This window comes from Maribacter zhoushanensis (assembly GCF_029350975.1).
Lineage (GTDB): Bacteria > Bacteroidota > Bacteroidia > Flavobacteriales > Flavobacteriaceae > Maribacter > Maribacter zhoushanensis.
Map to the genome: position 1 here is coordinate 18,168 of NZ_JARKMR010000006.1, position 11,195 is coordinate 29,362.

General features: G+C 33.7%; 11 protein-coding genes. 6 read left to right on the plus strand and 5 right to left on the minus strand.

What is annotated here, in order from left to right:
- Positions 1 to 52 precede the first annotated feature (52 nt).
- Positions 53 to 1,321: a kynureninase gene (gene kynU / locus PXD56_RS15920; RefSeq protein ID WP_276494340.1), complete on the plus strand. Its 1,269-nt coding sequence runs from the start codon at positions 53 to 55 to the stop codon at positions 1,319 to 1,321.
- 102 nt (positions 1,322 to 1,423) lie between these two features.
- Positions 1,424 to 2,572 carry an MFS transporter gene (locus PXD56_RS15925; RefSeq protein ID WP_276494341.1) on the plus strand — a complete coding sequence of 383 codons (1,149 nt, stop codon included), beginning with the start codon at positions 1,424 to 1,426 and terminating at the stop codon, positions 2,570 to 2,572.
- Between the two features lie 6 nt (positions 2,573 to 2,578).
- Here the strand turns inward: PXD56_RS15925 and PXD56_RS15930 are convergent, their stop codons facing one another.
- The 3 genes from PXD56_RS15930 to PXD56_RS15940 form a co-directional block, all read right to left on the minus strand.
- A complete protein-coding gene (locus tag PXD56_RS15930) occupies positions 2,579 to 3,748 on the minus strand; it encodes a peptidase associated/transthyretin-like domain-containing protein (protein WP_276494342.1) in 1,170 nt (389 codons plus the stop codon).
- Between the two features lie 106 nt (positions 3,749 to 3,854).
- Complete coding sequence (locus PXD56_RS15935; RefSeq protein WP_276494343.1) at positions 3,855 to 5,015, minus strand: peptidase associated/transthyretin-like domain-containing protein; 1,161 nt, start codon at positions 5,013 to 5,015, stop codon at positions 3,855 to 3,857.
- A gap of 28 nt (positions 5,016 to 5,043) precedes the next feature.
- Complete coding sequence (locus PXD56_RS15940) at positions 5,044 to 5,724, minus strand: hypothetical protein (protein ID WP_276494344.1); 681 nt, start codon at positions 5,722 to 5,724, stop codon at positions 5,044 to 5,046.
- 78 nt (positions 5,725 to 5,802) lie between these two features.
- Here PXD56_RS15940 and PXD56_RS15945 point away from each other — a divergent pair, with 78 nt between their 5' ends.
- From PXD56_RS15945 to PXD56_RS15960, 4 genes are all read left to right on the plus strand, one after another.
- Positions 5,803 to 6,429: an RNA polymerase sigma factor gene (locus PXD56_RS15945; protein ID WP_276494345.1), complete on the plus strand. Its 627-nt coding sequence runs from the start codon at positions 5,803 to 5,805 to the stop codon at positions 6,427 to 6,429.
- Positions 6,429 to 6,620, plus strand: coding sequence for a hypothetical protein (locus PXD56_RS15950; protein WP_036156071.1), 192 nt, complete (start codon positions 6,429 to 6,431; stop codon positions 6,618 to 6,620). The genes PXD56_RS15945 and PXD56_RS15950 overlap by 1 nt, the downstream gene beginning before the upstream one ends.
- A gap of 20 nt (positions 6,621 to 6,640) precedes the next feature.
- Complete coding sequence (locus PXD56_RS15955) at positions 6,641 to 7,474, plus strand: mechanosensitive ion channel family protein (protein WP_276494346.1); 834 nt, start codon at positions 6,641 to 6,643, stop codon at positions 7,472 to 7,474.
- Between the two features lie 118 nt (positions 7,475 to 7,592).
- Positions 7,593 to 8,141: a ClpP family protease gene (locus tag PXD56_RS15960; RefSeq protein ID WP_036156068.1), complete on the plus strand. Its 549-nt coding sequence runs from the start codon at positions 7,593 to 7,595 to the stop codon at positions 8,139 to 8,141.
- A gap of 151 nt (positions 8,142 to 8,292) precedes the next feature.
- Here the strand turns inward: PXD56_RS15960 and PXD56_RS15965 are convergent, their stop codons facing one another.
- On the minus strand, positions 8,293 to 10,239 hold the full coding sequence (locus tag PXD56_RS15965) for an OmpA family protein (RefSeq protein WP_276494347.1): 1,947 nt from the start codon (positions 10,237 to 10,239) through the stop codon (positions 8,293 to 8,295).
- An 18-nt stretch (positions 10,240 to 10,257) separates the two neighbouring features.
- Positions 10,258 to 11,160 carry a PorP/SprF family type IX secretion system membrane protein gene (locus tag PXD56_RS15970; RefSeq protein WP_276494348.1) on the minus strand — a complete coding sequence of 301 codons (903 nt, stop codon included), beginning with the start codon at positions 11,158 to 11,160 and terminating at the stop codon, positions 10,258 to 10,260.
- Between the last annotated feature and the right edge of the window lie 35 nt (positions 11,161 to 11,195).

Here is an 11,195-nt window from a genome sequence, read left to right on the forward strand (position 1 = left end):
AATGGAGCTTATGAAATTATAGGCTTATGTTTACCTTTATACAAAATTAGCTATGGAATTTAAAAATACGTTAGAATTTGCTCAATCCTTAGATGCAAAAGATAATTTGAAAACATATAGAGATGAATTTATTTTTCCGAAAATCAATGGAGAGCAAGTCATCTATTTTACCGGAAACTCTTTAGGTTTACAACCAAAGCGTACAAAGTCTTTTGTTGATGAGGTCATGAAAGATTGGGCAGAGCTGGCTGTTGAAGGTCATTTTTATGCAGAAAAACCATGGTGGGATTATCATGAGCGATTAGCTGCACCTTTGGCAAAAGTGGTAGGTGCATTACCGGAAGAAGTATCGGTGATGAATACTTTGACCGTAAACCTTCATTTGTTAATGGTGTCTTTCTACAACCCAACAAAAAAGAGATTTAAAATTCTGTGCGAAGAAAAAGCATTTCCTAGTGATCAATACATGTTTCAAAGTCAAGTTCGTTTTCATGGGCTAGACCCGGAGGAAACCATTGTAGAGCTTAAAAAGAGAGAAGGGGAGCATCACTGGAGGACGGAAGATATACTAGAAAAAATTGAAGAGTTAGGTGATGAATTGGCTCTGGTTTTAATTGGCGGTGTAAATTACTACAATGGTCAGGTGATGGATATGCAAACTATTACGAAGGCAGGAAAAGCAGTTGGTGCAAACGTTGGCTGGGATTTGGCACATGCCGTAGGTAATGTTGAATTAAAATTACATGAATGGGATGCTGATTTTGCATCATGGTGTAGTTACAAGTATATGAATAGCGGACCGGGTAACGCATCTGGAATTTTCGTCAACAAAAAACATCTGAATAAAAAGGATATTCAACGATTTGAAGGTTGGTGGGGAACTAAAAAAGATACCCGTTTTCTAATGAAGCCAGAATTTGAACCTATGGAAAATGCAGATGCTTGGCAAATAAGTAATGTGCCTATACTCTCTGTAGCACCTTACCTGGCATCATTGACCATGTTCGAGGAGGTTGGAATGTATAAGTTAATTGAAAAGAGAAATCTAATTGTGTCTTACCTTGAATATATTTTACACGAAATAGATAAAGAAGTAGATAGTTCTTTTGAAATTATAACTCCTAAAGATAGAGGTTGTCAACTTTCTGTATTCTTACATGGTCAAGGCAAATCTCTTTTTAATTATTTAATGGAAAACGGAGTGGTAACAGATTGGCGCGAACCTAATGTTATTCGTTTGGCACCTGCACCGTTTTATTCTAGTTATGAAGATATGTACCGTTTTGGGCAAATTTTAAAAGCGGGGGTTTTGGCAAATTAGGTTTTAGTAGAATAAAGAGAATAGAGAAAATAGAATAGGGAAAATAAGAAAGTAATTTTTAAAATTTAAGCCAATAGCCAATAGCCAACAACAAACAACTAAGTGAAATCAATACAGTTAATTTTAGGGAATGCTAGATACTTCGGTCCATCGTGGGTGTTTGCCAGTATTAATATTCTATTTGGTACGTGGGCTATTTATATACCAACTGTAAAGCAATCATTAGAGATAAATAAGTCAGAATTAGGAATTGCTATTTTCTTTTTGGCTCTGGGTGTTTTCACGGTTTTTCCTTTTGCATCTGCAATTATTAATAGGATAGGCGTAGGTAAGAGTACTTTTTATGGAATATTGGCTAGCTGTACTGCGGCAATGCTACCGTTATTGGCTCCCAATTATTATGTACTCATGGGTGCATTGTTTCTGTTTGGGGCATCTAACGGAATTACAGATATTTCGATGAATACTTTAGTGACCGAAATAGAGAAAAAGGATAAAGTCAAATTTATGGCTGCTTCACATGGCTTTTTTAGTCTTGGAGGAGTACTGGCAGGTTTGGGTAGTTTTTTAATTGGACCCTTGTCTAACCCTGTGTTGCATATGTCTATTGCAGTATTTTTGGTTTTGGTTGTAAACTTTAAATTCCGAAAGTACTATTTTTCTGAGGTAGCCGAAGAAATTGAAAATGAACCGTTTAGTTTTGGTCTGCTAAAACCATTATTGTTATTAGGGCTTATATCTTTTTTGGCTATGGGAAGTGAAGGCGCAATTGTTGACTGGAGCGGCTTATATTTAAAAGAAATAGCTCTGGCGCCAGAAGCATTATGGGGCTTAGGATTTTTAGGATTTCAAGTTACTATGACATTGGGACGCTTTTTGGGAGATGGTGTAAGTGATAAAATTGGGTCAGTCAAAATAGTCGTAATAGGAGCAATTTTAGCAATTGTAGGATACTTTTTGGTATTGACAACAGATACTTATTTTAGCATTATCGGTTTTGCATTAAACGGTTTAGGATTTTCTGTAATGGTACCCGAGGTATTTAGAATAGGAGGAAATGTAAAAGGAATAGACTCTTCTAAAGGAATTGCATTCATTGCTGGTGCAGGGTATGCGGGCTTTTTATGTGCACCACCAATTCTAGGGTTCTTAGCTGAAAATTATAATTTAACTAGAAGTTTTGTGGTGCTATTGGCAAGCGGGTTCTTAATTCTACTCTTTACACTTTTACTAAAAAGAAAAAAGGCGTAGCTCTACTTAGTTTTTAATATTACTCTTGATTTTAAATTCGCTATTGGGATCTTGTACTTTCTTAATAAAATCTAACATCTCATCAGTTAACAGTAATTGGTTTTGTGCATTCCAGTAACTCTGGTCGTAAGGGTAGTTTATTTTAAATAAATCTCTGGATGTGCTCACGTTTTTCTTGACTTCAAAGTCGCCTTCGTTATCAGATGTGGTTAGTATGAAGGATACATCGTAGAATGATGAAAAAGAATTCTCTTCATCTGTTAGTTCCACTTTTACATCATATTTGGCGGAAACTATATAATATGTATTGGTATTGGAACTTTTAGAAAGTGATATTTCCTTTTCGTAGGATACCGTTCTAAATCTTATATGCTTTCCACCTTTTTTAAAAGGCTTATCATATAATTTTGAAGACATTTTAAACCGTTCCATAGCATAATCTTCTGTATTTATAATATAATGTCCCGAATAATCTTCGTCTTTTATAGCGGGTTTTGATTGAAAATTAATGCTAATTTTTTTACCATTATCAAAACTGGATTCAGTCAAATCAAAATCATCTCCGGTGGCATTTAAAGGAATTAAATTCATGAATAAACTATTGAACGATTCAAAAATAAAGTAAACATCATTTTCATCTTTGACTAAGCCTACTTTACGCATATTGGTCAACTCAACCTTAAAGTCTTTTTTGTCGGGTTCAATTTCTTTAGTGTATAAGAGCGTTCTCCTTTCTAGTTTTCCTTGTATATCTTGTATTCTTGTTATTTCTCCATTATACCGTAGTATGCCTCTCAATAAAAACTTCTCTTTGTATGGGTGAATGGGGTAATTAGATTCTAAAGAATCTCCTATTTTTTGCCATAGTGTTTTTTCATTGGTAACTGTTACTTCATTTAATTCTAAAACACTTTTGTTGAGGTAGATGGTGTCTTTTATTTTTTGAGAAGTTGTAGTTAGTTTATCATAACCCACTCTGTACACGATAATAGAATCTATAGTTGAGGTAAACTGAAAACGTCCATCAGCATTGGTCATCGTATGGTCTTTACCATTGTAAATACCAACAAATTCCAAAGGAGAATTGTCAGCACTATCCAAAACAATAGCGCTGGTGCTGTATTGGGCATAGCCAAAAAAAGAAAAAAGAAGTAATGTAAATAGTGGGAGTTTCATAATTGGTTAGTTGTTTGTGAAAAGCATCAAACTCTGTACCAATTTACCTGACATCAGCTCGTTTATGAAAAGAGAGAAATGGACATTTTAAATCTTGGGCTTTATCTTAATTCCTAATATTACTACTAAACTTAAAATTGTTTGCGGGGTCTTGTACTTTTTCAATAAAGGCGGTCATTTCATCAGTTAAGAGTAATTGGTTCTGTTCGTTCCAGTAACTAGGGTTGTATGGGTAGTCTAATTTAAAAAGGTCTTTACTGGCATTTGCATTTTTAGCAACTTTAAAATTTCCAAAATTATCTGAGGTCGTTAAAATTACGTTGAGGTCATGTTTCCCTTCATATGATTTCTCTTGATCAGTAGTAATAACTGAAAATTTAATATTTCCTGAATTAAGATAGTATAAACCCTTTTTTGAGTCTTTTTTAAAAAACACATGCCTATTTATGTAATTGGTTTTGTAAAACAGCCATTTGTTGTTATTAAACTTAGACTTTTTAAAAAACAATTCAATTTTAAATTCTTTAACAGCTAGGTTACTATTTTCTAAAATGTAGTATCCTTTAATATCTGTTGAATCTGAATTTTTATTGAACTCAACTTTAGTATTCTCCCCATTATTAAATTTATATTCAGTGATATCATATTTTGATTCGGTGATTCTAATATCAGTCAGATCTTTTTTTAAAGATTTTATTGAAGGGAAAACCAAGTAAGCATTTTTGTTATCGGTTTTTAAACCTAATTTTCTCATATTAGTTAACTCAACTATAAAGTCTTTTTTTGATTCCTTTATAGTATCATCTGTGAATATATTCTTGATAGATAGCTTGCCGGTAATATCTTCAATTCTATGCATTTCTCCATTATATTTAGAGATTGCACGTAGCATAAACTTTTCTTTATAAGGTTCAGAGCTATAGTTGGTATTTAGAGATTCATACACTTCTTTTAAAAGTGATTTTTTATTGGTGACCACAACTTCATCCAATTCTAAAGTGCTCTTTTCTAAAAATATAGTGTCGTTTAAAATGTTGAATCCAATTTTGATTTTTTCGTAACTAGGTGTGTAAATGATGGCTGAATCTAAAGTGGAGGAAAATAAGAAACGTCCGTCAGCGTTGGTCATTGTGTGGTCTTGGCTATTGTAGATACCAACAAATTCTAACGGAGTTTTGTCAGCACTATCTACTATAATTCCACTTAAAGTATGTTGAGCATTTACACAGAATGTAAAGAAAAGTAAGGATAATAATGGTAGTTTCATAAATCAATAAATAGTATTTAATATTAATTTATTTCACCTCTACCCCAGAAAAATAAAGAGAGAAATCGGCATCAGGTCTTTTATGCATCATACTAATATTCAATCCATTTAGGGTTTTATAGTCTTCCCAAGTAGTCGTCATATTAGGTTCAGATTGATTTTCTTTTCTGTACACCCATTCCTTTATAATAAAATCATCTCCAAAATAATAATCGTAGGCATCACCAGGGGTGTAGCCACCTTCGTTGTTGTAAACGGTAGTAAGTTTATGCATATTTGCCTTGCTGATAGGGGCTTCTACATTTTCTGTATGCTTATGGGTAAAACTATTTTGATCCCATACCAGTTGGTAAGGGGCAAGTAGCCAGAACTTGTCATTTACAAATCCGCCATCGGTTGAAGTCATAGTGCTATCAACTGCTTTTCTGTTATAGGTAATGGTATCTTGCCTCGTCATCATGGTAACATCATTAGATTCCGTTTGCCATAACCAAGTACGTTCAAAGTGCTCATCTTCTCTGTCTACATTGAATGTAAACTTAATACTTTCAACATCTTTCCAGTTTTTAAAACCGTTTGCATTTGCGATTTTTTCAAGTACTGTCAATTCCGTATCTTCGGCAACAGCAATTTTAGGCTTTTTTTGGTCGGTTTTACATGCTGTAAAAACACTTGATATAAGAATGGAAAGAATAATTATTTTTTTCATTTTCAGCAGATTTTCAAGTAAATATATCAATTACAGTATCTTTAACCTACTTTTATTTTTTGTAAACCATCTATCAAAGTGACATTTCTTAAAAAGCTATGTTTTATTATTATTGGAAACCAATTCAATGAAAAATCGGTTTCTGGTGGTAAGAAGGAAGAATATACCGATTTAGAGTTGGTAGAGCGCATTGTAGCTAATAATGACTCTATGCTCTTTGGTGTGCTCTATGATAGATACTCGAAATTGGTTTACAACAAGTGCTTGGGTTTTGCAAAGTCTAATAAAGAGGCAGAAGATTTAACCCAAGATATTTTTCTAATGCTTTATGTAAAATTGGGTTCGTTTAAAGGAAATTCAAAATTTTCTACCTGGTTATATTCCTTTACCTATAATTTCTGTGTTAATTATGTAAATAGAAATAAGGAAAGGAAGATTAATGATAATTCAGTAAAGTTTGAAACACATGAAGATGTACCAGTAGAAGTAACAGATAACCTGTTATTGGAGATGCAAGTAGATAAACTTAAGAAAGCCTTGGAACTTATTGCGCCCGAGGATAAATCAATACTGTTATTAAAATATCAAGATGGGGCATCGATCAAGGAGTTGGAAGATATTTTGGAATTAAAATCTAGTGCCATTAAAATGAGGCTCAAAAGAGCAAAAGCGAAAGTTACCGAAATGTATAAAACCCTACCTTAATGTTAGAACAGGACAAAAATCCATTTAAAAACTTACAAGGAGATCTTAAAGATGTTCCACCAGAACTGCGCAAAAAGGTTATGGAGGATGTTGCTACGGCTAAGTTGATTATGGAGTTGTCTCATTTGTTTACAGGTAGTTTTGCATCAATAATTGAAGGTATGCTAAATACCAAATCTAAAAGCGAATAAAAATAAAGTAGAAAAATTATATGGAAACAGTTGATAAGTGGAAAGACCTCACCTTTGAATCTTTAAGTAATATATTCAAAGATATTGCTTCTGCATTACCGGGTATATTTGGGGCATTTATCGTAATAATTTTTGGTTGGATTATCATTAAGGTGGTAACCTTCATTTTAAAGCGAATATTTAAAGCCATTAAATTGGATAAAGCTTCTGAAAAAATTAACGAAGCAAAATTATTTGGAGATGCAGATATCAAAATAGATTTGCCTAAAATAATTGTCACTTTTATAAAGGTGCTTTTATGGTTGGTATTTATCATTGTTGCTTCAGATATTATGGGCTTAACCATAATATCAACCGAAATTGCCAACTTGTTAAGATACTTGCCAATATTGCTTTCAGCGATGATTATTTTTATGATCGGGCTATTTTTGGCAAAGACCATTAAGGAAACCATTGTTAAGGTGTTTGATTCTATTGGTCTAAGTGGAGGTAAACTATTAGGTAACGTATTGTTTTATCTAATTATCATTTTTGTAAGTATTACGGCATTAAATCAGGCTGGTATAGATACACAGATAATCACTAATAACTTCACTATTGTACTTGGTGCATTTTTATTGGCTATAGCATTAGCCTTAGGTCTAGGTTCAAGAGAAATTGTAGGTGATTTGCTAAGAACCTTTTACTCAAGAAAAATTTATGAGGTAGGGGACAAGGTTAAAATAGGCGATTTACAGGGTACGGTAATCGGTATCGATAATATTTCAATGATATTAAAAACAAAAACTGGTAAGATCGTTATCCCAATTAAAAAGGTAGTAGAGAAAACAGTTACCGTAGAAGAACAATCCTAAACGAATATTAACGTTTTTTAATTTATAGAAACAGATTTGGTAATAATCTAAAGGATTATTGCTAATCATGTTTATGATTTAATTCATTAATTTTGTTAGAGATAAATAAACTTAAAATATGAGTGCTAAAAAAGGAAAAATTCAGGAAGCCATAGATGAAAAAATGCTGGAGGAAAGAAAAGTCTTTCTATGGGGTATGGTTGATGACGATTCTGCAAAACATGTAATTGACAGGTTGTTATATCTAGATATGCAGAACAATAAAGAGATACAATTATATATTAATAGTCCAGGTGGTTACGTTACTTCTGGTTTTGCAATGTATGATACTATAAAAGCTTTAAAGAGTCCGGTTTCAACAATATGTACAGGTTTGGCGGCATCAATGGGTTCTATCTTATTATCTGTAGGTAAAAAGGGGAGAAGATTCATTCAGCCACATGCTCAAGTTATGATTCACCAGCCAAGTGGCGGTGCAAGAGGTCAAGCTTCTAACATTGAAATTCAGGCTAGAGAAATTATTAAGACCAAAGAGTTGAGTGCACAAATTTTAGCGGATAACTGTGGTCAAGATTTTGATAAGGTCTTAAAAGATTTCGATAGAGATTATTGGATGAACGCTGAAGAGTCTATTAAATATGGTATCGTAGACGGTATTATGGAATAGTAGTAAGTAAGCTATAAAATTTAAAAAGTCCTTTACCAATGTGGTAAAGGACTTTTTTATGGTTGGTAGTTAACTTTTGGAAAACAAAATGTTTTCCGGTCTTATCTAAAAGAGATAAGGTTGTTGTTGAATTTATGAGGTATGCGTAAAATTATTTAGATGCCAATACACCTTTCTTGATCTGTAATATGGGGAATTCCGTTCTTCTGTTCAGCTCTAATTCTTCTGGGGTACAATCTTCTTTGCTAGTACATTTATTGATAGGTACACGTTTGCCAAAGCCTTTGTAAGAAACAATTCTATCTTGAGATACTCCATTTTCAATAAGGTATTCATATGTAGATTTCGCCCTTCTTTCAGATAAATTATCATTATAGTCATGACTACCTACGGGATCGGTATGTGCCTCTAGCTTAATTATCATATCTGGGTAGGTGTTGTTCATTACACGCACCACTTTATCCAGCTCTCTAGCGGCATCTGGTCTAATGTCACTTTTATTGAAATCGAAATATATTTTATTAAGTCCCGCTAATAATTTCAAATCCAGAACAGGTTCAAGGACAATATCTTGTCTCATTATCTTTTGAGCCTTTGGTGTTTTTGAAGTATTGAAAAAGACATTTTTATGAGGGTGAGTCTTTCTAACCGCCTCTATCATATAATTGGTTTTTCTATTTACGGGAAATCTGTAATATCCGTTTTCATCTGTAGTAGTCTGTGCAACCAACGTGTTGGTAACTTGGTCAAATAATTTTATTTGAACACTGTCCAACATTTGATTATTAACTCCATCTACTACATATCCTTCAACATCTAATGCAGGGGTAAATTTAAATTTATAGATGTCATCACTACCAACACCACCCTCTCGGTTAGAACTTACGTAGCCATCTAATCCGTTTGGCAAACCGTAGTAAGCGAAATCATCACTAGAACTATTTATAGGAGTACCTAAATTAATAATATCAATTACTTCACCATCTTCATTAGAAATTGTTGAGAAAACATCTAATTGACCAAAACCAACATGACCATCTGAACTGAAGAATAATTTACCTTCCTCGTTGATAAACGGAAACATTTCGTTGCCTTCCGTATTTACTATAGGTCCGGCATTAATGGGTTCTTGTACACCGCCACGCTCATGAATTTCTGCATAGTAAATATCGGTACCACCATAACCACCAGGTCTATCCGATGCAAAGTAAATGCGTGTTCTCGCAAGATTTACAGACGGATGCCCGGTGGAATAGTAGTCACTATTAACCCTAAGGTTACTGTTTTCTTCCCACTTACCATCAATAAATTTGGCAGTGTATATTTTTAAATTTATTTCGTTTGATACGCCATACCCTGCTTTCTTATCATAAAAATTATTACGAGTAAAATACATGATTGTATCGTTCTTGTAATCTGTAGAAAAGGCTACAGAGCTTTCATGGTATTTTGTATTGATATCTCCTTTTACCCTTTTAGGTTCAGACATTGGGTTATCTTCTTGAACGGCAAAGAGATCTAACCAAGGTTCATCGTTCCATCCATAACTTTCGCCGGTAACCACATCTCTACGTGAAGAACTGAAATATAAGTTTCCCATAAACCGATACACACCAAAATCACTGTCCGTAGAATTGAAGGTTACAGGTTCCACTTCATAACGTTGTCTACTGTTAAATACTACAGATGCCAAGTTGCCATCTTGTAAAAATCGTTTAACTCTAGAATCGTTTTTATTGTATTTCTTGTATTTTTTTAACCAAGCCTCAGACTCATCCATATCTCCATTGGCATATAATGCCATGGCATATTTAAAATAGTAATCTGTTGGTAAAGTTGCATTATTGATTACAGCACTAAAATGTGGAATAGACTTTTTATAGTCACGTATTAAAAGGTAACACTCTGCTAGTTGCTGATGCGCATATTCTGCATTGAAATCAGCTTGAACCATTTTTTCATATTCTGGTATTGCCAAAGAATAAGAGAATTTGCTGAAATAATAATCTGCTTTTTTTTGCGATGCAATTTGTGCTATCGAGAATTGACCCACTAATAAAAGAAGCATCAATAGCACGATGTTTTTATAATTTTTCATCGTATCGATTTTAAATTATTAGAAATATCTAGGAGACTTAACAGGACCTAATACCTTTTTGAAAAGTTCATAGATTAATATAATTTCATGCGTACCACCAGTATAAGGTCTTACCGTTGAGGTAGGCAAGTCATAGGCATAACCTACTCTAAAATCTCTTGATACCTGATAGTCCATCATGGCACCAAAGTTAGATGCGTCATTAACCCTATATGACGTTCCAATCCAAAACTTCTCATTAAATAAAAAGTTTATGGTAAAGTCATATGTAGCCGGTGCACCGTTGGTAAATTTCGTAATAACGGTAGGCTTAAATTTTGTAGTTTCAGATAGGTCAAATACCATACCGCCAATAGCATAGTAACTATTACGTTCTATAGCTTCAAACTCACCATCGTTTAAATCTGTATTCAATATTCTTGGTGATGATACACCAGCGTACCATCTGTTAGAGCCAATATAAAAACCAGCTCCGAAGTTAGGATTGATACTATTAAAATTTGCGTTGAAAAACTGATCGTTAGGATCAGGGTTTTCTAAGTTGTAACTGGTGAAACCTCCTTTTAGTCCAAAACGCATGTTAACTTTTTGACTCACTGGAACCGTATAAGAGAAATCCCCATAAAAATAATTAGTGCTTTCAAAACCTAATTTGTCATTGATATAAGATACGCCGATACCTACTCGTTCGTTTTTCATTGGTGAATGAATAGATAAGGTACTAGTTCTTGGGTTACCCTCTAAACCTGCCCACTGATTTCTATGGAGTACAGTGGCGTTCAATGTCTCTCTACTACCCGCATATGCAGGGTTTACAGAAATAGTGTTGTACATGTACTGCGTAAACTGCGGTAATTGTTGTGCGCTTACATAGGCGCCTGTAAAAAGTAGAATGGCTAAAAGTAGATTAGCTTTTTTCATGGTTATGTTTGGGTTTAGCTTTTTGGGCTATGTGT

What these genes read in the sequence shown, in the direction of transcription:
- PXD56_RS15940 (WP_276494344.1), bottom strand. Translation starts at nt 5,724, where the DNA reads ATGAAAAAAATAATTATTCTTTCCATTCTTATATCAAGTGTTTTTACA.
- PXD56_RS15965 (WP_276494347.1), bottom strand. Translation starts at nt 10,239, where the DNA reads ATGAAAAATTATAAAAACATCGTGCTATTGATGCTTCTTTTATTAGTG.
- PXD56_RS15970 (WP_276494348.1), bottom strand. Translation starts at nt 11,160, where the DNA reads ATGAAAAAAGCTAATCTACTTTTAGCCATTCTACTTTTTACAGGCGCC.
- PXD56_RS15955 (WP_276494346.1), top strand. Translation starts at nt 6,641, where the DNA reads ATGGAAACAGTTGATAAGTGGAAAGACCTCACCTTTGAATCTTTAAGT.
- PXD56_RS15950 (WP_036156071.1), top strand. Translation starts at nt 6,429, where the DNA reads ATGTTAGAACAGGACAAAAATCCATTTAAAAACTTACAAGGAGATCTT.
- PXD56_RS15930 (WP_276494342.1), bottom strand. Translation starts at nt 3,748, where the DNA reads ATGAAACTCCCACTATTTACATTACTTCTTTTTTCTTTTTTTGGCTAT.
- PXD56_RS15935 (WP_276494343.1), bottom strand. Translation starts at nt 5,015, where the DNA reads ATGAAACTACCATTATTATCCTTACTTTTCTTTACATTCTGTGTAAAT.
- PXD56_RS15960 (WP_036156068.1), top strand. Translation starts at nt 7,593, where the DNA reads ATGAGTGCTAAAAAAGGAAAAATTCAGGAAGCCATAGATGAAAAAATG.
- kynU (WP_276494340.1), top strand. Translation starts at nt 53, where the DNA reads ATGGAATTTAAAAATACGTTAGAATTTGCTCAATCCTTAGATGCAAAA.